Raw genomic sequence first — 22,827 nt, 5'->3', positions numbered from 1 at the left:
ATGGAGCAAGGCCATGACTGCCAAGAACACCCTCTGCCTCTGGTACGACAATGATGCCGAGCAGGCTGCCAACTTCTATGCCAGCATTTTCCCGGACAGCAAGTTGATCGCACTGCACAAGGCCCCGGCAGACTACCCCTCGGGCAAGGAGGGCGATGTCATTACCGTCGAATTCACCGTCATGGGCATACCCTGTGTGGGGCTTAATGGCGGCGCTACGTTCAAACATTCTGAGGCGTTTTCATTCCAGGTCAGTACCGAAGACCAAGCCGAAACCGACCGTTTGTGGGAGGCGATTATCGCAAACGGTGGCGAGGCCAGCGTTTGTGGCTGGTGCAAGGACAAATGGGGGATTTCCTGGCAGATCACCCCCCGTATCCTGATAGAGGCCATCGGCCACCCTGACCGCGCTGCGGCAAAGCGGGCGTTCGAGGCCATGATGCAGATGGGCAAAATCGATGTGGCCAAGATTGCAGCGGCATTGAAGGGGTGATCCCTCATCTGTTTGCTGCCCTTTGGTTATCGGCTTGGTTGGGCGATCTATCGTTGATCGAGGGGGCCGTTTTTTCTGGATCCAAGTGGCGGCCCCCGAATCAAGCGGTGAAGCGCGAGGCTAGCGTGTCAGGTTTCGGACACCTCGCTCGCTGCTGCTGCCACTTTCACCGAAGCCTTCTTCTCCTGCACCACGATGTAGAACTCCTCACCATGTTTCACAGCCCCGTACAACACCGCCTTTTCGATCAGCTCGTTGCCGCGCAGGTGGCGCAGCATCATCGGGTCTTTGCGCAGGTCGCGGTACAGCGCCAGGCACAGCAGCACCATCACCACGACAAAGGGCAAGGCCACGACGATGGTCAGGTTCTGCAGCCCGGTCAGCGCCTCGCCAGGGTCGCTCGGGTCGCCGATCGCCAGCATGATCGCTGCCACCGTTCCGGTGAGCGCGCCCCAGAAAATCACCGTGCGCCGCGAGGGTGCGGTGGTGCCGTGTTCCGACAGCGTGCCCATCACCAGTGACGCCGCATCGGCACCGGAGACAAAGAAGATGCCCACCAGGATCATCACCAGTACCGAGGAGGCCGATGCCAGCGGGTAGCTGTCGAGCAGCTGGTACAGCGCGTGGTTGCTGTTGACTGCACCGTTGGCCAGCTGGAAGGCGCCTTCGCGCAGGGCATCGATGGAAGCACCGCCAAAAATGGTGAACCACACCAGGCTGACCAGGCTGGGCACCAGCAGCACGCCGGTGACGAACTGGCGGATGGTACGACCGCGGCTGATGCGGGCGATAAACATGCCTACGAACGGTGTCCAGGAAATCCACCAGGCCCAGTAGAACACGGTCCAGCCGGCCAGCCAGCTGTTCATCTGATCGCCGTCACTGGCGTTGGTGCGGGCCATCATTTCGGGCAGCATCTTGATGTAGATACCGATCGAGGTCGGCAGCAGGTTGAGCATGAGCAGGGTAGGGCCGACCATGAACACGAACGCTGCCAGCACCAGTGCCAGCACCATGTTGGTGTTGGACAGCCACTGGATGCCCTTGCCGACACCGGACACCGCCGAGGTGACGAAGGCAATGGTCAGCAGGGTGATGATGGCGATGTAGAACAGCTTGCCGGGGCTTTCGACCCAGCCGTTGTATTCCAGCCCGCCGGCAATCTGTAGCGCACCCAGGCCCAGCGAGGCCGCCGAGCCGAAAAGCGTGGCGAAGATCGCCATCATGTCGATCAGGCGGCCGAGGGGGCCGTTGGCGTGCTTGCCGATCAACGGCCGGAAGGCCGCGGAAATCAGCTGCGAGCGGCCGCGGCGGTAGGTACCGTAGGCAATCACCAGGCCCACGATGGCGTACATGGCCCAGGGGTGCAGCGTCCAGTGGAACAGGGTGGTGGCCATGGCCACCTGCATCGCCTCGCTGGTCTGCCCGGTGGCCGAGCCGGGGGGCGGCGTCACATAGTGCGACAGCGGCTCGGCAACGCCAAAGAACATCAGGCCGATGCCCATGCCGGCACTGAACATCATTGCCACCCAGGACACCGTGCGGAATTCTGGCTGTTCGCCATCACGACCCAGTGGCACCCGGCCATAACGGCTGGCAGCCAGCCACAGCACGAATACCACGAAAAGTGTGGAGGTGAGCACGAAGAACCAGCCGAAGTTGAGAATGACCCAGGACTGCGCGCTGGAGGCGCTGCTGGCGAGGCTGGCCTGGTTGAGGAAGCCCCAGAGGACGAACGCGACAGCCAGGAGGCTGGTAAAACCAAAGACGATCCAGTCGAGCTTGCCCTCGAAATGCCTGTCCTGGCGGGCTTCTGCGGTTTTCGAGGGGTCCGTCACGCCAAGGTCGAGTGTTTCGGTGATGTGTTCCTTTGCCATGAATGTTGAGGCCCTTTGAGGATTACCTGGACGCGCAGGCTTGTTGTTGTGTGGGCTACCGAGTTCGATGACGGCCTCGGCGGGGAAATTGCCGGCCGATTATCCAGTGCCCGAAACCGCTGTGCCTGTCCCGTAAACGTCCTGGGGCGTCCATTGCGCGACCTGCCAAATACTTTTAGTTCTGGGGGCGATGGCCCTTTCTGCCCCGCGTTCTGGTACCCTGTTGGCATTACCCTGGCCTGCACATCCGAGCACCGTAGAAGCGCTGCTGCCCGTGGGCCAGGCCGCACCAGGAAACGGAGATTCGTCAATGGCCACTGACCGTGTGAGCCTGATTCATTTCGATAAATTGAGCATGAGCCCTGCCGCCGCCGACCGGTTCCAGAAAGCCCTCGACGCGCTGGCAGCGCTCAAGCTGCAGGACCGTTACGTGTACCTCATCGCTCCTTATCTGGGTGATATCGCTGACGCCTCCGACGCCGAGCAACTGGACACCGCCAAGGGCCAGTGCATTCGGGTGATCGATGAACTGCTGGATGCCAGGTCGGTCAGCAAGGCCAAGGCTCAAGAGCTGCGCGAGGTGTTTGACAGTGCCGTCGAACGAGCACGGGCAGACATGGCCGGCTGAGTGGTGGCATGGCCAAAGACATCGATAACCCCTGCGTCTCGTTATGCCAGCTCAACAGCGAGCTGTGCGTGAGCTGTGGTCGCACCCGCGACGAAATTCGCAAATGGCGGGGCATGAAACGCCCGGAAAAGATGGCCACGGTGCAGCGCGCGGCGACGCGGATGAAAGCTATCGCCAAGAAGGCAGCCAAGCGGCAGAATGACTGAACCTGCGTGCCCTGCGCACGGCCTACCCTGATCTGCTTGAAGAGCCTGAAAATGGATGCTCACTCGCTGTTTGCGTTTACCCTGGTCGCCGCCATCGCGATTGCCAGCCCCGGTCCTGCCACCCTGATGGCCATCAACAACAGCCTTGCCCACGGCCAGCGCAGTGCGATCTGGTCGTCGCTGGGCAATGGCTCGGGCCTGTTCTGCCTGTCGGCTGCGGCCATGCTTGGGCTGGGCGCCTTGCTGGCCAGCTCCGAAGTACTGTTCAACGCTGTGAAGATCCTGGGGGCAGGTTACCTGTTCTACCTCGGTGCGCGGCAGTTGCTGAAAAAGAACCCGATGCTGGAGCAGGGCGCTGCTGAGGGGGCTGTCAAGGTACGGCCCACACCGCTGAAGTTGTACAAATCGGCTTTCCTCACAGCAGTGACCAACCCCAAGGCGACCATGTTTTTCACCGCGCTGTTCCCGCAGTTCATCGACCAAGGGGCGGCGTTGTTGCCGCAGTTTCTGACCCTGACCGGGATTTTCGTGAGCTTGTCGCTTGCATCTCTGAGCTTGTATGCCGCACTGGCCGCGCGGGCCAAGGGCGTACTGACCCGGCCGTCGATGTCACGCTGGGTGAGCCGCGTGGTGGGTACCACCTTTATCGGCTTTGGCGCGGCGATTCTGGCAATGCGTCGGCAGGGCGCCTGAGGCGTTGCTCGGCCGGTTCGTTGCTGAGCGATAAAAGGCCGCGGCTCCAAGCGTTCCTGGTCCAGACTGTTTGAGCACGCGCAGACCAATGCTGCGTTCGAGCACAGGGCGTGGCGGCCTTTGGCCGCTTCGCCGGGTCGCCAGAGGTTCCATGTGCCGAGGGTTGTAGATGATCGAGCGTTGCTTGCGTCAAGCCTTGCTGTTGTTGCCTTGCCTGTTGCTGGCTTTTCCGGGCGCAGCGCAAGAGCCCTGCCGACGGCTGACCGCTACCGGTAACCCTGAGTATCCACCTTACCTATGGCGCGATCCGCAGAACCCTCGGCAACTGATCGGTGCCAACGCCGACCTGCTCAAATACCTGGGCAAGCAGCTGGGGCTGGAAATCGAGGTGGTGTACGGTGGGCCTTGGTCGCGTGCCCAAGAAGAAGTCCGCACAGGCCGGATCGACCTGCTGGCCGGGTATTTCATCACCCACGCCCGGCAGCAACAGATGGACTTTGTCGCCCCGCCATTCCTGCACACCCCGAGCGTAGTCTGGGTACGCCAGGACAATGCCTTTGCCTACCATCAATGGGCAGACCTCAAGGGCCGCAAAGGCGGGACCCTGGTCAACAACAGCCATGGCCAGCAGTTCGATGAATATGCCCAGGCAAACCTCACCCTGGAAGCGGTGCCCGGCGCCCGGCAGGCGTTCGAGAAGCTGATGCACAAGCGCAGTGACTACGTGGTGTACGAGCAGTACCCCGGGATGGCGCTGGCCCGCACGTTGGGTATCACTGATACCGTGCAGGTGTTGCAGCCGCCTGTATCCAGTGAAGGGTTGTACCTGGCTATGTCACATGAATCGCCCTGCAACAAGCCACAGCTGCGTGAGGCGCTGGCGCGGGAGATGGCGAAGGTCGTTGGCGGGGCGCTGCCTGAGCAACTGCTGAAGCAGAACCTGGAGCGGTGGCAGTAACAGCCCTGGCACGTACCTGCAGGGACCGCGCTAGATTCTAGAAATTGAGCAAGGCAGTTGCTCCCACAAAGTCACCGCTAAATCAGCAAATCAGTTAGGTTGCGCTGTCGCGTAGAGAACAAGTGCCATTGTGGGAGCGGGCTTGCCCCGCGAAGCAGGCGACGCGATGGATGGCCCCGGCTGCGCCGGGGTTCGCGGGACAAGCCCGCTCCCACAAAGTCACCGCTAAATCAGCAAATCAGTTGGGCTGCGCTGTCGCGCAGGGGGCAAGTGCCATTGTGGGAGCGGGCTTGCCCCGCGAAGCAGGCGACACGATGCATGGCCCGGCTGCGCCGGGTTTCGCGAGGCAAGCCCACTCCCACAAAGTCACCGCTAAATCAGTAAATCAGTTGGGCTGCGCTGTCGCGCAGGGAGCAAGTGCCATTGTGGGAGCGGGCTTGCCCCGCGAAGCAGGCGACGCGATGGATGGCCCCGGCTGCGCCGGGGTTCGCGAGGCAAGCCCGCTCCCACAAAGTCATTGCTAAATCAGTAAATCAGTTGGGCTGCGCTGTCGCGCAGGGAACAAGTGCCATTGTGGGAGCGGGCTTGCCCCGCGAAGCAGGCGACGCGATGGATGGCCCCGGCTGCGCCGGGGTTCGCGGGACAAGCCCGCTCCCACAAAGTCACTGCTAAATCAGTAAATCAGTTGGGCTGCGCTGTCGCGCAGGGAGCAAGTGCCATTGTGGGAGCGGGCTTGCCCCGCGAAGCAGGCGACGCGATGGATGGCCCCGGCTGCGCCGGGGTTCGCGGGACAAACCCGCTCCCACAAAGTCACCGCTAAATCAGCAAATCAGTTAGGTTGCGCTGTCGCGCAGGGAGCAAGTGCCATTGTGGGAGCGGGCTTGCCCCGCGAAGCAGGCGACGCGATGGATGGCCCCGGCTGCGCCGGGGTTCGCGGGACAAACCCGCTCCCACAAAGTCACCGCTAAATCAGCAAATCAGTTAGGTTGCGCTGTCGCGCAGGGAGCAAGTGCCATTGTGGGAGCGGGCTTGCCCCGCGAAGCAGGCGACGCGATGCATGGCCCCGGCTGCGCCGGGGTTCGCGGGACAAGCCCGCTCCCACAAAGTCATTGCTAAATCAGTAAATCAGTTGGGCTGCGCTGTCGCGTAGGGGACAAGTGCCATTGTGGGAGCGGGCTTGCCCCGGGAAGCAGGCGACACGATGCATGGCCCGGCTGCGCCGGGTTTCGCGGGGCAAGCCCACTCCCACAAAGTCACCGCTAAATCAAATCAGAGTTTGTCCGATGGGAGCGGGCGCGCTCGCGAAGAGGCCGGTGCAAGAACCACGTCAATTCAGCGCATATGCAAGATGATCGGGCTGCTGCTGGCCGGGTCGGTATGACCACGCAACTTGCCTACCGCCTGCGCATCCACCGCACCACCCTGGTTGCCCCAGGCCGTACGCACAAAACTCAGCACTTCGGCAATCTCCTGGTCACTCAACTGCTGGCGGAAAGCTGGCATGCGATAGGCATCCGGCACCCCGGCAGCCACCACCCGCTGCGAACCATTGAGGGTGATATTGATCGCTGAGGCGTTCTCCCTGGCCAGTGCCGAGGTGGCCCCTGCCAATGGCGGCATCCACTCGGCTTGGCCTTTGCCGTCCAGGCCGTGGCAAGACGCGCAGCGGGTCACATAGGTGTGCGCCCCCGGGCTGTCGAGCCGTGCCGCTGCCGATTCGACCCGGTACTGCCATGGCGCGCCGTCACGCTGTGGATCGCCGGGCAGTGATTTCAGGTAATGGGCAATGGCGGCCAGGTCATCGTCATGCATGAATTGCGTGGAGTTGTTGAACGCCTCAGTCATCGAGCCGAACACCACGGCATGCCGGTTGCGCCCGGTTTTCAGGAACTGCGCGATTTCTGCCTCGCTCCAGCGCCCCAGCCCGGTGTTAGGGTCGGCGCGCAGGCTCGGTGCGTACCAGCCGTCGAGCAGGGCGCCGGCCAGGAAGGGTTTGCCGCCTTCATCCAGGGCCTTTTCGTTGAACGCCAGGCCGCGTGGGGTGTGGCAGCTGCCGCAGTGACCTGGGCCCTGGACGATGTAGGCCCCCCGGTTCCACTGCGCATCCTGGCCGGGCTTGTCGGCGTATGGCGAGGTGGCGGCGAACAGGCCATTCCATAAGGCAATGGGCCAGCGCAGGTTCAGCGGCCAGGGAATGTCGCTGGGCAGATTGGCCTGCCGGGCGGGTTGCACGTTGTGCATGAAAAACGCATACAACGCCCTGACATCATCATCGCTGAGTTTGGCGTAGGACGGGTAGGGCATGGCCGGGTACAGCCGCCTGCCACCAGGGGCGACACCCTGGCGTACGGCACGGTCGAAATCGGCCAGGCTGTAGCTGCCGATACCGCTGTCGCGGTCGGGGGTGATGTTGGTGGCGTGGATGGCCCCCAGCGGGGTGGCCATTTCCAGTCCACCCGCGAACGGCTTGCCGTCCGGCAGGCTGTGGCAGGCCACGCAGTCGCCGAGGCGGGCGACGTACTCGCCGCGGCTGATCAGGGCCGGGTCAGCGGCAGTGGCCTGTGCGTCGGCAAACGGCGAGGCCGGCTCGCGGGTCACATACCAGGCCAGCAGGCCTGCCGCGACAAGGCACGGCAGCGCCAGCCAGCCAGCGGTTCTTGCGAAACGATGGGTCATCGGGCTTCCCTTGTGCAGTCAGCTGAAGGTATGGCGGCTCAGTGGCAGGCTACGCACGCGCTGGCCGGTAAGCTGCGCGACCGCGTTGGCCACAGCCGGGGCTACAGCGGGTAGCGGTGGCTCGCCGATACCGCCCATCTTCGCCCCGCTTTCGACAATGCGTACATGCACACGTGCCATCCGTGAGGGCGGCAGGATCGGGTACAGGTCGTAGTTGCGTGCGCGCGGCTTGCCATCCACATAGACCGCTTCTTCCACCAGCGTCTGCGACAGGCCAAGGGCAACTGCGCCGTTGACCTGGTGTTCGATGATCGCCGGGTTGACGATGCTACCCGGGTCGATGGCCTGCCAGATGTCGTGCACCTTGACCTGGCCGTTCTCGATCGACACCTCGGCAATGACTGCCGCTTCCGAGCCAAAGGGTGAGGCCATTGCCACGCCGCGTGCCCGTTTGCTGCCATCCTCGGCAGTGAAGGGCCCACGTTTCCAGCCACCGGACAGCTCGGCGACCGCGTTCAGCAGGGTGGTCAGGCGCGGATTGTCGCGCAGCAGGTGCAGGCGCAGTTCGAACGGGTCCTTGCCGCCTTTGTCTGCCAGTTCATCGAGGAAGGATTCATAGAAGAAGTCGTTCAACGAGTTACCCACCGAGCGCCAGTAGCCGAGCATGGCCGGGCCTTTGACGTAGATCTGGGCAATGCGCTTGTTGGCGATGGCGTACGACTTGCCTGATAGCCCCTCAACCGCGGTCGGGTCGATCTTTTCCCCTTGCTTGCCAGCAAGAGCCTCGGTTGGGCCTTCGGTGGCGCTGACCGCTTCGAAGGCCACTGGCATGCCATCGGCATCCAGCCCGGCGCGGAATTTCACCACTGCAACCGGGCGCAGCACATCACGCAGGAATTCCTCTTCGCGGCTCCAGATGAGTTTTACCGGCCGGCCAACCGCTTTGGCCAAGGCAATGGCCTGCGGGTAGGGGTTGGCCGAGTCGTACAGGAAGTGGCGGCCAAAGAAACCGCCCAGCAGCGGCGAGTGCAGGTTGATTTGCGCAGGTTCCAGGCCGGTACGCTTGGCAATGTCATCACGGAACATGTCCGGGGCCTGGTTGGGCAGCCAGACGTCCAGGCTGCCGTCCGGGTTGAAGCGGGCGAGGGCGGACGGTGGCTCGAGCTGGGCATGGTTCAGGTACTGGTTGTGGTAGCTGGCCTCGACCTTGGTCTTGGCATTGCTCAGGGCGCCAGCGATATCGCCTTCGTTTTCTTCGTCCCGCGCCGGGCCCTTGACGTTGGCGAGGTGTTCCCGCCATGCGTCGCTGGAGAAGTCGGCCGGCATCGGTCGCACGTTGCTGTCGGCGGCCGGCTCTTTCCAGTCCACCTGAATCGCCTCTACCGCACGCTTTGCGTGCCACCAACGCTCGGCAACCACGGCCACTGCGCCCGGCAGTTGGTGCACGGAGTGCACGCCTTTCATGGCCTTGACCTGATCTTCGTTGCGCACGCTGCCCACGGTCATGCCCAGACGTGGTGCGTGTTGCACGGCGGCGTGCAGCATGCCGTCGACCTTTATGTCGATGCAGTACTGTGCCTTGCCGGTGGACTTGTCGTAGGCATCCAGGCGGCGAACAGGCTTGCCGATCCAGCGGAACTGGCTGGGGTCACGCAGCTTGACGCTGGCCGGGTCGGGTACCGGCAGGTCCATGGCGCGCCCGGCGAGGTCACCGTAGGGTATCGAACGCCCCGTCGTGGTATGTACCACGTTTCCTGGCGTGGTCGAGAGTTCGTCGACCGACACGCCCAGTTGTTCAGCGCCGGCCTGCAGCAGCATGGCCCGGGCAAGGGCACCCAGGCGGCGCATGGTCGGGTAGCTCATGCGCACCGACATGCTGCCACCGGTGATGCGCATGCCGTTTTCCATCACCACGTAAGCTTCGCCCGGTGGTGCGCTATCGACCACGAAATTGACGGGGTCGACATCCAGCTCTTCACCCACAATTTGCGCCATGGCGGTGAAGGGGCCTTGCCCGCCTTCCATAAAGGGGCTGAGCAGGCGTACCGTGCCGTCTGGGCGAATCTCCAGAAAAGCGGGCACCTGGGTACCGCGTTCCGGGGTGGCTGCAACCGCTGCCTGCACACGGCCCGACCCCATTGGCAGGCCGAAACCCAGCACCAGGGCACCGACAGCCGTGCCGGCAAGAAAGCGCCGGCGCGACAAATTGACTGTCTCGCCCAGTTGCAGCCTGAGCAGTTCGCCAGGGGTCTCTACGGGCGTATTCATCAGGCCTGCTCCCCTTGCGCCAGGTCATGCACGGCAGCGTGAATGGCGTTGTAGGTGCCGCAGCGGCACAGGTTGATCATGGCCGCGTCGATTTGCGCGTCGCTTGGCTTGGGGGTGTGCTTTAACAACGCCGTGGCGGCCATTACCTGGCCGGACTGACAATAGCCGCACTGTGCCACCTGGTGCTCGACCCAGGCCGCAACCACCCGTTTGCCAACGGCATCGGCTTCGATGGCCTCTATGGTGGTGACCTCGCGCCCCACCACACCGGCCACCGGGGTGACGCAAGCGCGTACTACGTTGCCGTCCACCAGTACCGAACAGGCGCCGCACTGGGCCAGGCCGCAGCCATACTTGGTGCCGGTCAGCCCCAGATCATCGCGGATCACCCACAGCAAGGGCGTGTCGGCGTCCGCCTCGACCTGGTAGGTCTGCTGGTTAATGCGTAGTTCCATGGTTCACCTGCCAGTCATCGGTTGCTGTTGCCATGTTTTTCTATGCGGGGAATACGTTGTTCCCCAGTGCAGAAAAGCTAGCACAGCGGTGTGACCGCTGGTCTGGTGGTTGGGCCAGGTTCAGAGGATCAGGCAAGCAATCCGGCGGAATACGCAAGCCTGTACTGGCGCCATCGCCGGCAAGCCAGCGCCCACAGGTCGGCGTAAGAGTTGAAAGATATGCAGTCCCTGTGGGCGCTGGCTTGCCGGCGAGGGGCCAGGCAGGCAAACAGGACTTCTGGCGTAAAAACCCGGATAATGCCGGCCAATTTCGTTTTACACGCTTAAATCACGGTAATCCCGCATGGAAATCAAGGTCAATTTTCTCGACAATCTCCGTCTCGAAGCCAAGTTCGATGACTTCACGGTGATCGCCGACCAACCGATCCGCTACAAAGGCGATGGTTCGGCCCCAGGCCCGTTCGACTATTTCCTGGCGTCTTCGGCCTTGTGCGCGGCTTACTTCGTCAAGCTGTACTGCCAGGCCCGCGACATCCCAACCGAAAACATTCGCCTGTCGCAGAACAACATCGTCGATCCGGAAAACCGCTACAACCAGATCTTCAAGATCCAGGTCGAGCTGCCCGAGGACATTTCCGACAAGGACCGCCAAGGCATCCTGCGCTCCATCGACCGCTGCACGGTCAAGAAGGTTGTGCAGACTGGCCCTGAGTTCGTGATCGAAGTGGTCGACAACCTTGATGCCGATGCCCAGGGCCTGTTGATGCCGGTGGCAGACACCAGCACCTACATCCCCGGCAAGGACCTGCCGCTGGAGCAGACCATCGCCAACATGTCGGGCATCCTCGCGGGGCTGGGGATGAAGATCGAGATCGCTTCGTGGCGTAACATTGTGCCCAATGTGTGGTCGCTGCACGTGCGCGATGCGCAGTCGCCGATGTGCTTCACCAACGGCAAGGGCGCCACCAAGGAGGCGGCGCTGGCCTCGGCGCTGGGCGAATTCATCGAGCGCCTGAACTGCAACTTCTTCTACAACGACCAGTTCTGGGGCGAAGAGCTGGCCAACGCGCCGTTCGTGCATTACCCGAACGAGCAGTGGTTCAAGCCTGGCCCGCGCGACGCGCTGCCGGCCGAGATCCTCGACGAGCATTGCCTGGAAATCTACAACCCGGACGGTGAGCTGCGTGGTTCGCACCTGTATGACACCAACTCGGGTAACACCGCCCGGGGCATCTGCTCGCTGCCGTTCGTGCGCCAGTCCGACCAGCAGGTGGTGTACTTCCCGTCCAACCTGATCGAGAACCTGTTCCTCAGCAATGGCATGAGCGCCGGCAATACCCTTGCCGAGGCGCAGGTACAGTGCCTGTCGGAAATCTTCGAGCGTGCGGTGAAGCGCGAAATCCTCGAAGGTGAGCTGTGCCTGCCGGATGTGCCGCAGGACGTGCTGGCCAAGTACCCGGCGATCGTCGCCGGCATCCAGGGCCTTGAAGAGCAGGGCTTCCCGGTGCTGGTCAAGGATGCTTCGCTGGGGGGCGAGTTCCCGGTCATGTGCGTGACGCTGATGAACCCTCGCACCGGCGGCGTATTTGCCTCGTTCGGCGCTCACCCGAGCCTGGAGGTGGCGCTGGAGCGCAGCCTCACCGAATTGCTGCAGGGGCGCAGCTTCGAAGGCCTCAACGACCTGCCGCAGCCGACCTTCGAAAGCCATGCGCTGACCGAGCCGAACAACTTTGTCGAGCACTTCATCGACTCCAGCGGCGTGGTGTCGTGGCGCTTCTTCAGCGCCAAGGCCGACTTCGAATTTGTGGAGTGGGACTTCTCCGGCCACGGCGAGGATTCCAACCAGCAGGAAGCCGCTACCCTGTTCGGTATCCTCGAAGCGCTGGGCAAGGAGGTGTACATGGCGGTGTACGACAACCTCGGTGCCACGGCTTGCCGCATCCTTGTGCCGGGCTACTCGGAAATCTACCCGGTCGAGGACCTTATCTGGGACAACACCAACCGCGCCTTGTCGTTCCGTGCCGACATCCTCAACCTGCACAGCCTCGACAGTCGCTCCCTGAAGTTGTTGCTCAAGCGCCTGGACAACTGCGATGTGGATGACTACACCACCATCACCACGCTGATTGGTGTGGAGTTCGACGAGAACACCGCGTGGGGTCAGTTGACCATTCTCGAGCTGAAACTGCTGATCTGCCTGGCGGTGCAGCGTTTCGAGGATGCCAAGGAGCTGGTCGAGGCGTTCCTGCAGTTCAACGACAACACCGTCGAACGCGGCCTGTTCTACCAGGCGCTGAACGTGGTGCTGGAAGTGCAGCTGGATGACGAACTGCAGCTGGATGACTATGAAGCCAACTTCCGCCGCATGTTCGGGAATGCACGCATGGACGCGGTGCTGGGTTCGGTGAACGGCAGCGTGCGTTTCCATGGCCTGACTCCGACCAGCATGAAGCTCGAAGGCCTCGACCGCCACCTGCGCCTGATCGACAGCTACAAGAAGCTGCATGCGGCCCGAGCCAAATTCGCCTGAGAGCGGCGGTCCCACTCGTTATTTTGTGCTGGCTGTACCGCCGTCATCGCCGGCAAGCCAGCTCCCACAGGTACTGCACCGTTCTTGAGCGTTGTGCTGAACTTGATGGGGCTGGCTAGCCGGCGATTGGGTCAGCAGCTCTCATATAGCACTTTGAACCTGGCGCTATCCCCAAAGCGTCTTTCCGCTTCGCTTGAAAGGCGCGTAATTTTTTCTTCCCCCAATATATGGCGCGTTAACCGCCAGAAGGACCTCGGCCGCGCACAACAAGAAGGCGCAGACCATGAGCACCCCTTTGGACACCAACGCCCTTAAAGCCCGTCAGCAGGCCGCCTGGGCCAGCGGTGACTACGCGGTAATCGGCACCACCCTGCAACTGGTTGGCGAACGCCTGGCCGAGGCCTGCGACTTGCGCTGGGACGAGCAGGTGCTGGACGTTGCTGCCGGCAACGGCAACGCCACCTTGGCCGCTGCCCGCCGCGGCTGTCGCGTCACCTCCACCGACTATGTGCCCGAATTGCTCAAGCGAGGCGAAGAGCGGGCGCGGGCCGAGCACTTGAATGTGTTGTTCCAGGCGGCCGATGCCGAAGCGTTGCCGTTTGCCGACGGTACCTTCGATGCCGTGCTTTCCACCTTCGGCGTGATGTTCGCCCCTGATCAGGCGCAGGCCGCACGCGAGCTGGTCCGGGTGTGCCGGCCCGGTGGCCGCATCGGCCTGGCCAACTGGACCCCGCAAGGCTTTGTCGGGCTGATGTTCAAAATGCTAAGCCGGCATGTGCCGCCACCCCCCGCTGCCTTGCCGCCTTCGCGATGGGGCGATGAGGAGCAGTTGCGCGTGATGTTCGAAGGGGCGCTCGGCGAACTGAAAGTCAGTCGTCAGCAGTTCAACTTCCGCTATCGCTCGGCGGCGCATTTCATCGAGGTGTTCCGCACCTGGTATGGGCCGGTACACAAGGCGTTTGCCTCATTGGAGCCAGAGGCGGCCAGTGCGCTGGAGCGGGATCTGACCCAATTGCTGGAGGAGAACAACGTCGCTGGACCTTCATCGTTGGTGGTGCCGAGTGAATACATTGAGGTGGTGGTCATTCGGGGCTAGCAGGCGCTCCTTCCAATGCCTCCGCGGGTGGGGGGGCTGCACGGACATTGAAAAGCTTGCAGACGAAGTACCAAGCGATCGCGACCGTTAGGTTGTAGGGGAACAACACAGCCCAGAACGGCAGTTGCCAGTTTTTCTTGCCCTGCATTTCACCGGGCTCGCCGGTACGCCAGGGGGCATAGTGGCGCCAGGCTTCAGCCGGGGTCAGGCAGATGGCGTAGAGTGGCTTGTGCCACCAATTGGGCTCGCCGGGAGGCGGAAGCTTGTCCGGACCGTGGTTCATGAAATGGCGGAGGTACTCCCACACTTCGGCGACGTGTCTGACCCCGGGCTCGGTGGGTTCGTTGCTGTCGACCCAGAGGCAGTCTTCTTGGTGGAGGCTGCCATCCGCTCGGCGAGGGGCGAAGGCGAGGGCGTAGCTGGTGCTGAAGGATGAACCACCGTACTCGGTGCGTTTGAAAACGCCTCCGCCAGTGTTACTCCACTCAAAGACGAATATCTTGCTCAAGCGTTGATAGTAAATCTTCTGAGTTGATCGGTTGAAACATATGCTCGATAAGCGCTTTATGAAGTATATTCGATAAACTAGGAACGGGAGGAATGTGAAGGGCGTGAGTGCGAAGCTGGTCATTAAAAGTGGGTGGGATTTAAAGTACTTCATGAACTCCCCGTCAAATAGATAAGGGTAGAAGCCGATCATTGAGATGATTATTATTGCACAGTACAGTTTCCCCATGAATGCCGAGTCTGTTACCCATGGATTTCTCAAACATAAAAAATTGTCGGATGAGCTTAATAGCTGCCCAGTGATAGCGGGCTTGTGTCCTGAACCTGTCTTTGAATTGAACATCCAGATGGTTGCCATGGTCAGCGTTCCAGACGAAAAGTTGCGAGGCTCTCATTGTCTTCGTCCAACCCTTGATTGGCGCTGCAAGCGAGATGCAGTGAGACATGATTTTGGTTGGCTAGCGTGTTCTCGAAATGCAGAACTCAGCCAGCACCTACAGAGATGCGTGCGCTGCAGGCATGGCCGGAGGTGGCACTGCTGATGGAGGCGTCAGTCATGCGCGCTTCCCTTTGGCCGAATGTGCCGGGCGCTCCTCAAACGCTTCAGGCGGTGGTGACGCGACGCGAACATTGAATAGGCGACAGATGCCGTACCAGCAGATGGCGACGGTGAGGTTGTAGGGGAACAGCACCGCCCAGAACGGCAGTTGCCAGTTCTTTTTGCCCTGCATTTCACCGGGCTCGCCGGTTCGCCAGGGCGCATAGTGTTGCCAGGCTTCTGCCGGGGTCAGGCAGATGGCGTGCAGCGGTTTGTGCCACCAGTTGGGTTCGCCGGGCGGGGGGAGATTGTCCGGGCCGTGATCCATGAAATGGCGAAGGTATTCCCAGACTTCAGCGACGTGTTTGACACCAGGTTCGGAGGGGGCGTTGCTGTCGACCCACAGGCAGTCTTTTTGGTGGAGGCTGCCATCCGCTCGGCGAGGGGCGAAGGCGAGGGCATAGCTCGTGCTGAATGATGATCCGCCGTATTCGGTGCGTTTGAAAATGCCTCCGCCGGTGTTGGCCCATTCAAAGACGAATAGCTTACTCAACCGCTGATAGTAAATCTTCTGAGTTGATCGGTTGAAACATAAGCTTGATAAGCGCTTTATGAAATATATTCGATAAGCTAAGAAGGGTAGGAAAATGAAAGGTCCAAGCACTGTGAGGGTAATGAAAGTATAGCTAAAGGTGTATGGGTTCCAGGCTTCGCTGGATAGTAGGTAGGGGTAGAAAACTATTAATGATGCGATAATCATTGCGCAATAAATTTTTCCCATAAAAACAGAGTCCGTTACCCATGGATTTCGCAGGCATAAAGTGTTCTCGGATACGCTTGCCAGTTGCCCTCCAATTGCAGGTTTGTGCCCAGAATTTGACGTTGAATTGAATATCCAGATGGTTGCCATGGTCAGCGTTCCAGACGAAAAGTTGCGAGGCTCTCATTGTCTTCGTCCAACCCTTGATTGGCGCTGTAAGCGAGATGCAGTAAGACATGATTTTGGTTGGTTAGCGTGTTCTCGAAATGCAGAACCAAACCTGCACCTACGAGGTGGCCGGTTGGGGCGATTGGGAAAACGTCCATTCCTTGGTTATCTCGCAGGGCGCTCAAGCTCCCTGACCATTCGCTTACGCCTAGCCTGAAACCAGGCAGTAGCACTGTGAATTCAACGGTGGGTTGAGGTGTGGCTACTTCGTTATGGGTGATAGCAGTCCAGTTGGGCGGAGACCACTGATCATTCCGATGCCATTTAGTGTCAACTTTAGTTATGCCCAGTGACAGGGCCTGTTCGGCCATTAGTAGTTTTGGTCCGTAATGCTCGTTGTGCCAAGCTTTGATTTCAGTTTGTAGCGAGGCGAAGGCAGGAAGTTTATTTTCAAAATCCAAGGTGATGCCAGGGCGCCCCTCCCCATCATTGATGCGATTACCGAAGACGGTGCGTGCTGCCCACAGCTCAATTGGGCTGTGAAGGTGCTCATGTGCCTTGGCGTGCAGGTACAAACCTCCTGCAATGATGGCTACGCCTACGAGGACAAGGGCAGCCGCAGCCCATCCGGCAAAGGGTACTAATGTTGTCGCGCCCGCAACGGCAAGCCCTGCTTCAAGGGCGACAGCAGAGCCGATGGCCATAGTTACCCCTCCGGCCAAGGTGTATCCGCCTGCAGTTGAACCACCACTTTTCAGCTGACGCATTCCCTTTGATATGTCTGAAAATAGGCTGAATGCTATTGCAGGGTATCCGGCCAAACGCGCGAACAAGTTACTGCTTAAGAACTTGATGATTCCATTTCCAAAGGCCATGCCTGGTGCGGTCGGACTCAATCTCAACATCACGGCCTTCTGCGTTGCCCGCACGCTGACCATCGTCGCCGCCGCTGCACCGATCACCCCAAAAATCGATGAAGCAAAGCCCAAGGTGTATTCCGGTGCATCGTTCTTTTGCAGGCTGTTATAGGCCGTCTTCAGCGATAAGATGTTGAACCACAGCATCCCCGCGTTCAAACCACCCCCACCGCCCGAGGTGAGCAACCCGAGAAAGTTGGGCTTCACTCGCGCAGTGGTGGTCAGTTCTATCGATATTGTCCGGCTACCCGAGATGCGCAGTTGTTTCATTTCCTCAACCTGCGCCATGCCGCTCTTCAAATACTTCTGTGCCTCCTGGCTGAATGGATTTTCCGTGATGGCCTGTTCGGTGATTCGATAGCGCGCTGCCAACAGCCCCAACGCCTTCTCGGCATTCGCCTCCCGCGCCGCCAACAGCACCTGCTGACGCAGGCCATGACTGGCATCCCAGCGGGTTTGCCCGCGCAGGCGCTTGAGCACTACGGTATTGACCGCCTGGGCGGTAAGGTCGGTGATGTCGGCCATGGCCGGGAAGCGACCCACCAATCCTTCGATCACGTTGTCGCTGGCACCGAACAAAGAGCCGGTCGAATCCGCCTTGTCCTTGAACGGATTGAACGGCGCCAAGGCGGTGTAAAGCGGGCTGTCGTGCTGGTCCAACCATTGCTCCAGGCGTTTGAAGCGTCGGTCATGCTCTTCGGTGCCGGGTGTCGGTTGGCCCATCGGGTGAATCAGCAAAGCCAGCGAGATTTCCAGGCCGCGGGCGGAGGTGCGTTCGTCGCGGTCGTAACACGCCAGGGCGGCGGCCAGGCTGTGGGGGTTGTCGATATGTTGCGATTCGGCAGTGGCCAGCCAGGCGTCATGATCATTGCTGGCTTGCAACGCCAGGTTGCGCAGGGCTGCAATACGCCGTTCGACCTCGTCGCGTTCGGCAAGGAAACGCCGGTATTTGGCGATATCGATGCGCTTTGCCAGGCGCGCGCCGTTGGGGGAGTAATCCTCATGGGTGAGGGCCTGGAAATGTGACTCGGCCGCAGACAGCGCAGGGCCACGCCGCTCCGTGCCCAGCCTGAACGCGGCCAGTTCCGGTGAAGGCGCATCGGCCGGGTACATGCTTTCCAGCGTCTTGTTCAGCAGCATGCCCACCAGGTTGCGATGGTGAAAATCGCGGCTGTGCACGCTCAGTTGCTCGGCATCCAGGCGGTAGCACGCCGGCACGGGTTCCTGCTCGGGAGGTTGCGCGGGTTTTGTGTGTGCCAGTTGTTCGGCGGGCATCAGGTCGCGCATTTGATGCTGGTAGGCCGAGACCGACAGGCTCAGGTCCAGGGCCATGCCTTCGGCGTCGGCGAGTGCTACTACCACCGGTACCTTCGGTTGGGTCCAGGGGTAGTGACGCGCCACGGCGACCAGGTTGCCGATAGGCAAGGTTTCGGTGATCGGGTCGCTGCTCCAGGTCAGCGGCATGCGCCGTTCGGTTGGCTTGAAGTCTTCGACCCAAGTTTGCAGGGCACTGACCGGCAACACATGGGGCTGGGTGGATGACGCCTGGCTGCTGGCGATCAGTTCGGCCATGTCCAGCTGGCGCATATGCCGTTTGCGCAGGGCTGATGAACCGGTGATGCGGGCGGTCACGGCGTTGGTCCACAGGTGGGGGCTGTAGCCGATCCACACTTGCCTGGCGGTATCGGGGCAGGTATCGGCCCACACCCAGCCCATGCTCCGGCTGGAGAGATAGCGATCACGCAGGTGGTAGTTTTCCAGCCCTTTGTAACTCAGTTCCTTGTAAAGACCCGCGCCAACGTACTCATGGATGACCAGCTTTTCGCCCTTCGGACCTTTCATGAACACGTAGACATAACCCGGGCGCAAAGCGCGCAGGGTGTAGGCAGAGTGTTGCAGCGGGGGGAAGCTTTGTTCCAAATTGAAACCCGCACTGGCATAGCGGCAGGCGGGCGTGTCGCCGATGCGTGGCACGATGGCATAGCGCACTGGCAGGATGGGGATGCGTGCAGTACAGGCGGGACCGGAAGTGGCGCTGCTAACGGAAGAATTGCTCATGCGAGTTCCTTGCTCAGAGAGCAGTCTTTTCAGACCAAACGCGTAGAACGGCCTGTTCCAGTGCAAATAACGACTGGAAGAGTTGGCTGAGGCTAATGCTGTAGGAAATATCTTCCTTGTTTCAGGAGATGAAAAAACGATCGGCTTGTTAAGGCTCAGGCGACAGACAATGCCTCGATTTCTGCTTCTTGGTCGAGGCTGAAAGTGTAATATTTTATTTGAATTTTTTTGTGTTCCGCGAGTGTGGTTTTATAAGTGGAAAGTTTGACCTTTTCTGTAGGAGTTGTCTTACATATTAGGCGGTCGTTAAACTTTCAGTTCTTGCACTTGGCCATCACTACTTGGCAAGTTCGAGGTGCGCCCCCCGAGCGGCCGGCATAGCGTATGCAATTGTTCATGGATTTTTGCCGCGCAATGCTCAGGGTATTGCCCCAGGCCAGTCCGCCTTCGCCAGTCGTGGGTACGGCTTTGGCGAAGCAGTTGGAGCCTACTGCAGGCGTGGCGTAGCGCGCCTTGCTGCCTTTGCTGGAGCAACCAGCGGTGAGCGCCAGGCTGAGGGCGAGCAGGGTGGTCAGGGCCCAGTATGCGTTTGGTCTGCTCACGTGTTCCCCTTCTGCGCTTGGCAGCAAATGCCTTGCAGGATATTTCATTGTAGCGAAGCGGTGAACTATCGCGTCGCGAAGGGGCTCCTTTGCTAAGCGCACCTTGCGCTCACCTGATGGCGCAAGCCCATCAGCCCCCTGGGTCACTGAATGAAAAGGAGGCACTGTGACCGCTACTGACCAAACCCTCTACCGCTGTACGCCCAGCCCGCTGCACGCCCTGCTGCTGGCAGGCAGTGTGCCGTTGTTCCTTGGCGCACTGCTGAGCGATATCGCCTACTTCAACAGCTACCAGATCCAGTGGAGCAACTTCGCCGCCTGGCTGATTGCCGGTGCCTTGGTGTTCTGCGGGCTGGCACTGTTGTTCGCGCTGGCAAACCTGGTCCGCGCCGAACGCAAGGGCGGGCGCGCCACGCTGTACTTCGTGCTGCTGCTGGTGACCTGGGTGCTCGGCTTGATCAATGCGTTCGAGCACGCCAAGGACGCCTGGGCGGTGATGCCGTCGGGGCTGGTGTTGTCGGTGATCGTGACCGTGCTCTCGGTAGTGGCTGCCTGGACCGGCTTGAGCAACCTGCGTTCGGGAGGTGCAGCATGAAGCCTTTGCATGCATTGAGCCTGTTGAGCATGGCGGTGTTGCTGAGTGCCTGTGGTGGTGACGGCGAGCGTACCCAGGCCCATGGTCCGGACCCCAAGTTGCCCGAGCCGCAGCGCGGCTTGTTGCCGAGCATGAAGATTGCCCAGCCGGTGGCCTGGGGCGAGCAGAAACCGACCGTGCCGGAGGGTTTCAACGTCACAGCCATTGCCACTGACCTGAAGATTCCGCGGCAGAGCCTGGTGCTGCCCAATGGCGACATCCTGGTGGCCGAGGGCAGGGGCGGCAGCGCGGCCAAGCTCAAGCCCAAGGATGTGATCGCCAGCCAGATCAAGGCCAAGGGCAATACGCAGGTCAAAGGTGGCAACCGCCTGACCCTGTTGCGCGATGCCGACGGCGATGGCACCTATGAGGTGCAGACCGTGTTCGTGGAAAACCTCAACGCACCGTATGGCCTGGCCTTTGCCAACGGCAAGCTGTATGTGGCCAACCAGGATGCGCTGGTGCGTTTCGACTACAAGGATGGCCAGACCCAGGCAGACGGCCCGCCATCCAAGGTCACCGACCTGCCGGCCGAGATCAACCATCACTGGACCAAGGCGCTGACGATCAGCCCTGATGGTCGCTACCTGTATGTGGGGATCGGCTCGAACAGCAACATCACCGAGCGCGGCCTGGAGGTGGAGATCGATCGGGCGATGGTCTGGCAGGTCGATGCCGAAACCGGGGCGCACCGGCCTTACGCCACCGGCTTGCGCAACCCGACGGCATTGACCATTCAGCCGCAGACCGGGCAGTTGTGGACGGTGGTTAACGAGCGCGATGAGCTGGGCCCCGACTTGGTACCGGACTACCTCACTTCGGTGCGCGAAGGTGGCTTCTATGGTTGGCCTTACAGCTACTGGGGGCAGAATGTAGATGATCGGGTGCGGCCGCAAAACCCGGCCAAGGTGGCTGCGGCGATCAAGCCGGACTACAGCCTGGGCTCGCATGTGGCTGCATTGGGTGTCGACTTCTCGATCCCGGCCATGGGCAAGGAGTTTGCCGACGGGGTGTTCGTGGGCGAGCACGGCAGCTGGAACCGGCCCGATCCGGTGGGCTACAAGGTGATATTCGTGCCGTTCAGCAATGGCAGGCCGGCAGGGGCGCCCATCGACTTTGCCACGGGCTTCCGCGGCGAGGATGGCAAGACGCGTGGGCGGCCGGTGGGCGTTACTGTGGACCCGCGTGGGGCGTTGATCATTGCCGATGACCTGGCCAATACGGTATGGCGGGTGACGCGTAACCGTTGAGCAGCGGTGTGACCGGATCCACCCCCGTGGGGTGGGTTCACCCAGGAGCCGGTGAGGTAACTGGCGCCGGCAGGGTGGCGGGCACCGTCTATGCTTGTTGGCGCGTGAACAATTCGCGCCCTTTTTTGCTTGATCACATGGAAGCAGATCTATGAACCCGATTCGCTCTCTCGCTCGTGCTGTTGCCTTGGCCACGCTGGCATCCGCTGCCAGCTTTACGGCGTACGCTGCCGATATTCCGATTGCCAGTGAGGCACTGGAAAGCCATGTCACCACGCAGGTTACAGCTATCGACCAGGCCAACCGCCAGGTCACGGTGAAAGGCCCTGATAACAAAGCGGATGTGACGTTCCAGCTCACGGATCAGGCCAAGGCCCTGCCTAACCTCAAGGTCGGGGACAAGGTCGATATCTTTGTTACCCGCGCCGTGGCCTATGTGCTCAACACCGATGTGGGTGGGGCGCCGAAGGCCACCGAGGAGTCCGGCACCATTCGCGCCACAGCGCAGAACCCCAACCCGGGTGGCGAGGCATTCCGCCAGGTCCGGGTCACCTCGCAGATCAAGAAGATCGACCTCAAGACGCACGAAGTGAGCCTGCTGCCACCTGAGGGCAAGCTGCAGGTGGTCAAGGTCGAAAACCCGGAATTACAGGCGCGCATGAGTAATCTCAAGGTCGGCCAGACGGTCGATGCGATCTTTACCGAAGTGCTGCGCGTCGAAACGTCGCGCTGACTATTTACCGAGACAGGCTACGGGTTGCCCGTAAATGGATCCGTCGTGATGCCTTGCATGACGGCGGATGCTGTACGAACAGCTGAATCACCCAGTCCGGGCGGGTCTTGCTGGCGTCATTGAGCCAGTTGGCGACTGAGTCCTGGGCGTACTTGTCGGCTTCTGCCAGGCGCGGTACCAGCATTGGCTCGGCCGCTTCAGGCGTCTGCTTGAGTGCGGTGATGTGCTCGCACCAGACCCCACGGGGGCGCAGCACCTCGATGCAGAAGCGCCTTACCAGCGGGTCCGCATCGCCGGCATGCTGGCCGAGCAGGGTGAGCGCAGTCCCCAACTCCTGGACCAGGCGCGGACGCAGGGCGATCCAGGCCCACTCGCGCACGCCAAAATGCTCATCGCGGGCAAACCGCAACTGAGCCAGTAGCGCTGGCTCCAGCGCCTGCGTGCGCGACAGATGCACTTGGGCAAAGGCGGCCCAGCTGCGCACGGTATCGGAAACATGCGAGCTGCATTGTTCGAATACGTGCTGGCGGATTGGCGAGGAAGCTTGTTCCAACCAATGCCCCAGCTCAAGGCCAATGGCTGCGATTTTCTTGGAAAGGCCCAGCGTCGCTGCTGCTTCAGCACAGGCGAGCAACTGTTCGACCAGTGTGTCGGGTAGCAGGCTGGCCAATGAGCCGACCAGGGTGGCCTGATTTACTGCCAGGCATTCGGCGAGGTTGCGGGTTGGCAACTGCCCGTGATCAATCAGGTTTTTGCGTTCATCAGTCATCGAATGTGTTC

Annotated in this window: 19 protein-coding genes; 10 read left to right on the top strand and 9 right to left on the bottom strand. The window is 61.1% G+C overall.

Annotated elements, in window-relative coordinates; translation table 11 throughout:
- Window positions 1–13: 13 nt before the first annotated feature.
- Window positions 14–493, top strand: a complete 480-nt coding sequence (locus OZ911_RS16315; protein ID WP_016487496.1) for a VOC family protein — start codon at window positions 14–16, stop codon at window positions 491–493.
- A 128-nt stretch (window positions 494–621) separates the two neighbouring features.
- Here OZ911_RS16315 and OZ911_RS16310 read toward each other — a convergent pair whose 3' ends face one another.
- Window positions 622–2,370, bottom strand: coding sequence for a BCCT family transporter (locus OZ911_RS16310; RefSeq protein WP_070086787.1), 1,749 nt, complete (start codon window positions 2,368–2,370; stop codon window positions 622–624).
- Between the two features lie 310 nt (window positions 2,371–2,680).
- On the opposite strand from OZ911_RS16310, the gene OZ911_RS16305 reads away from it, so the two are divergent.
- The 4 genes from OZ911_RS16305 to OZ911_RS16290 all read left to right on the top strand — a co-directional run bounded on the left by OZ911_RS16305 (window position 2,681) and on the right by OZ911_RS16290 (window position 4,855).
- Window positions 2,681–2,998: a hypothetical protein gene (locus OZ911_RS16305; RefSeq protein ID WP_016487494.1), complete on the top strand. Its 318-nt coding sequence runs from the start codon at window positions 2,681–2,683 to the stop codon at window positions 2,996–2,998.
- 8 nt (window positions 2,999–3,006) lie between these two features.
- Window positions 3,007–3,204, top strand: a complete 198-nt coding sequence (locus OZ911_RS16300) for a DUF1289 domain-containing protein (RefSeq protein WP_016487493.1) — start codon at window positions 3,007–3,009, stop codon at window positions 3,202–3,204.
- Window positions 3,205–3,255: 51 nt separating this feature from the next.
- Window positions 3,256–3,897 carry a LysE family translocator gene (locus tag OZ911_RS16295; protein WP_016487492.1) on the top strand — a complete coding sequence of 214 codons (642 nt, stop codon included), beginning with the start codon at window positions 3,256–3,258 and terminating at the stop codon, window positions 3,895–3,897.
- A 169-nt stretch (window positions 3,898–4,066) separates the two neighbouring features.
- Entirely contained in the window at window positions 4,067–4,855 is a 789-nt protein-coding gene (locus tag OZ911_RS16290) for a substrate-binding periplasmic protein (RefSeq protein WP_023048921.1), read from the top strand.
- Window positions 4,856–6,187: 1,332 nt separating this feature from the next.
- On the opposite strand, the gene OZ911_RS16285 is transcribed toward OZ911_RS16290, so the two are convergent.
- Genes OZ911_RS16285 through OZ911_RS16275 form a run of 3 tightly spaced genes read right to left on the bottom strand, consistent with a single transcriptional unit; the run spans window position 6,188 to window position 10,254 of the window.
- Window positions 6,188–7,531 (bottom strand): c-type cytochrome, encoded by a 1,344-nt coding sequence (locus tag OZ911_RS16285; RefSeq protein ID WP_070086986.1) that lies wholly within the window; start codon window positions 7,529–7,531, stop codon window positions 6,188–6,190.
- An 18-nt stretch (window positions 7,532–7,549) separates the two neighbouring features.
- Complete coding sequence (locus OZ911_RS16280) at window positions 7,550–9,799, bottom strand: xanthine dehydrogenase family protein molybdopterin-binding subunit (RefSeq protein WP_070086985.1); 2,250 nt, start codon at window positions 9,797–9,799, stop codon at window positions 7,550–7,552.
- Window positions 9,799–10,254 carry a (2Fe-2S)-binding protein gene (locus OZ911_RS16275; RefSeq protein ID WP_023048054.1) on the bottom strand — a complete coding sequence of 152 codons (456 nt, stop codon included), beginning with the start codon at window positions 10,252–10,254 and terminating at the stop codon, window positions 9,799–9,801. Before OZ911_RS16275 ends, OZ911_RS16280 begins: the two co-directional genes overlap by 1 nt.
- A 343-nt stretch (window positions 10,255–10,597) precedes the next feature.
- Here OZ911_RS16275 and OZ911_RS16270 point away from each other — a divergent pair, with 343 nt between their 5' ends.
- Window positions 10,598–12,784 (top strand): OsmC domain/YcaO domain-containing protein, encoded by a 2,187-nt coding sequence (locus tag OZ911_RS16270; RefSeq protein ID WP_023048053.1) that lies wholly within the window; start codon window positions 10,598–10,600, stop codon window positions 12,782–12,784.
- 283 nt (window positions 12,785–13,067) lie between these two features.
- Window positions 13,068–13,880, top strand: a complete 813-nt coding sequence (locus tag OZ911_RS16265) for a class I SAM-dependent methyltransferase (RefSeq protein WP_023048052.1) — start codon at window positions 13,068–13,070, stop codon at window positions 13,878–13,880.
- On the opposite strand, the gene OZ911_RS16260 is transcribed toward OZ911_RS16265, so the two are convergent.
- The 4 genes from OZ911_RS16260 to OZ911_RS16245 all read right to left on the bottom strand — a co-directional run bounded on the left by OZ911_RS16260 (window position 13,867) and on the right by OZ911_RS16245 (window position 19,430).
- Window positions 13,867–14,745: a DUF6708 domain-containing protein gene (locus OZ911_RS16260; RefSeq protein ID WP_031312006.1), complete on the bottom strand. Its 879-nt coding sequence runs from the start codon at window positions 14,743–14,745 to the stop codon at window positions 13,867–13,869. The genes OZ911_RS16265 and OZ911_RS16260 overlap by 14 nt on opposite strands.
- A gap of 196 nt (window positions 14,746–14,941) precedes the next feature.
- Window positions 14,942–15,835: a DUF6708 domain-containing protein gene (locus OZ911_RS16255; protein ID WP_031312005.1), complete on the bottom strand. Its 894-nt coding sequence runs from the start codon at window positions 15,833–15,835 to the stop codon at window positions 14,942–14,944.
- Window positions 15,836–15,837: 2 nt separating this feature from the next.
- Window positions 15,838–18,828 (bottom strand): T6SS effector BTH_I2691 family protein, encoded by a 2,991-nt coding sequence (locus OZ911_RS16250; protein WP_268968371.1) that lies wholly within the window; start codon window positions 18,826–18,828, stop codon window positions 15,838–15,840.
- Between the two features lie 314 nt (window positions 18,829–19,142).
- On the bottom strand, window positions 19,143–19,430 hold the full coding sequence (locus OZ911_RS16245; protein WP_016487480.1) for a DUF4189 domain-containing protein: 288 nt from the start codon (window positions 19,428–19,430) through the stop codon (window positions 19,143–19,145).
- Window positions 19,431–19,596: 166 nt separating this feature from the next.
- Here OZ911_RS16245 and OZ911_RS16240 point away from each other — a divergent pair, with 166 nt between their 5' ends.
- The 3 genes from OZ911_RS16240 to OZ911_RS16230 all read left to right on the top strand — a co-directional run bounded on the left by OZ911_RS16240 (window position 19,597) and on the right by OZ911_RS16230 (window position 22,047).
- A complete protein-coding gene (locus OZ911_RS16240; protein WP_016487479.1) occupies window positions 19,597–20,025 on the top strand; it encodes a DUF2231 domain-containing protein in 429 nt (142 codons plus the stop codon).
- The gene (locus OZ911_RS16235; RefSeq protein WP_023047721.1) at window positions 20,022–21,314 is read left to right on the top strand and encodes a PQQ-dependent sugar dehydrogenase; all 1,293 of its coding nucleotides are present in this window, start codon (window positions 20,022–20,024) and stop codon (window positions 21,312–21,314) included. The genes OZ911_RS16240 and OZ911_RS16235 overlap by 4 nt, the downstream gene beginning before the upstream one ends.
- 151 nt (window positions 21,315–21,465) lie before the next feature.
- On the top strand, window positions 21,466–22,047 hold the full coding sequence (locus OZ911_RS16230; RefSeq protein WP_016487477.1) for a hypothetical protein: 582 nt from the start codon (window positions 21,466–21,468) through the stop codon (window positions 22,045–22,047).
- Between the two features lie 4 nt (window positions 22,048–22,051).
- On the opposite strand, the gene OZ911_RS16225 is transcribed toward OZ911_RS16230, so the two are convergent.
- Window positions 22,052–22,816: a hypothetical protein gene (locus OZ911_RS16225; RefSeq protein ID WP_023047720.1), complete on the bottom strand. Its 765-nt coding sequence runs from the start codon at window positions 22,814–22,816 to the stop codon at window positions 22,052–22,054.
- Window positions 22,817–22,827 lie beyond the last annotated feature (11 nt).

The sequence above is a fragment of the Pseudomonas fortuita genome, from assembly GCF_026898135.2.
GTDB lineage: Bacteria > Pseudomonadota > Gammaproteobacteria > Pseudomonadales > Pseudomonadaceae > Aquipseudomonas > Aquipseudomonas fortuita.
The sequence above is the reverse complement of the archived record's forward strand: the minus strand, read 5'-3'. Positions and strand labels throughout refer to the sequence as shown.

Coding starts and splice junctions, on each gene's coding strand:
- OZ911_RS16315 (WP_016487496.1), top strand. CDS start 14: ATGACTGCCAAGAACACCCTCTGCCTCTGGTACGACAATGATGCCGAG.
- OZ911_RS16310 (WP_070086787.1), bottom strand. CDS start 2,370: ATGGCAAAGGAACACATCACCGAAACACTCGACCTTGGCGTGACGGAC.
- OZ911_RS16305 (WP_016487494.1), top strand. CDS start 2,681: ATGGCCACTGACCGTGTGAGCCTGATTCATTTCGATAAATTGAGCATG.
- OZ911_RS16300 (WP_016487493.1), top strand. CDS start 3,007: ATGGCCAAAGACATCGATAACCCCTGCGTCTCGTTATGCCAGCTCAAC.
- OZ911_RS16295 (WP_016487492.1), top strand. CDS start 3,256: ATGGATGCTCACTCGCTGTTTGCGTTTACCCTGGTCGCCGCCATCGCG.
- OZ911_RS16290 (WP_023048921.1), top strand. CDS start 4,067: ATGATCGAGCGTTGCTTGCGTCAAGCCTTGCTGTTGTTGCCTTGCCTG.
- OZ911_RS16285 (WP_070086986.1), bottom strand. CDS start 7,531: ATGACCCATCGTTTCGCAAGAACCGCTGGCTGGCTGGCGCTGCCGTGC.
- OZ911_RS16280 (WP_070086985.1), bottom strand. CDS start 9,799: ATGAATACGCCCGTAGAGACCCCTGGCGAACTGCTCAGGCTGCAACTG.
- OZ911_RS16275 (WP_023048054.1), bottom strand. CDS start 10,254: ATGGAACTACGCATTAACCAGCAGACCTACCAGGTCGAGGCGGACGCC.
- OZ911_RS16270 (WP_023048053.1), top strand. CDS start 10,598: ATGGAAATCAAGGTCAATTTTCTCGACAATCTCCGTCTCGAAGCCAAG.
- OZ911_RS16265 (WP_023048052.1), top strand. CDS start 13,068: ATGAGCACCCCTTTGGACACCAACGCCCTTAAAGCCCGTCAGCAGGCC.
- OZ911_RS16260 (WP_031312006.1), bottom strand. CDS start 14,745: ATGGCAACCATCTGGATGTTCAATTCAAAGACAGGTTCAGGACACAAG.
- OZ911_RS16255 (WP_031312005.1), bottom strand. CDS start 15,835: ATGGCAACCATCTGGATATTCAATTCAACGTCAAATTCTGGGCACAAA.
- OZ911_RS16250 (WP_268968371.1), bottom strand. CDS start 18,828: ATGAGCAATTCTTCCGTTAGCAGCGCCACTTCCGGTCCCGCCTGTACT.
- OZ911_RS16235 (WP_023047721.1), top strand. CDS start 20,022: ATGAAGCCTTTGCATGCATTGAGCCTGTTGAGCATGGCGGTGTTGCTG.
- OZ911_RS16230 (WP_016487477.1), top strand. CDS start 21,466: ATGAACCCGATTCGCTCTCTCGCTCGTGCTGTTGCCTTGGCCACGCTG.
- OZ911_RS16225 (WP_023047720.1), bottom strand. CDS start 22,816: ATGACTGATGAACGCAAAAACCTGATTGATCACGGGCAGTTGCCAACC.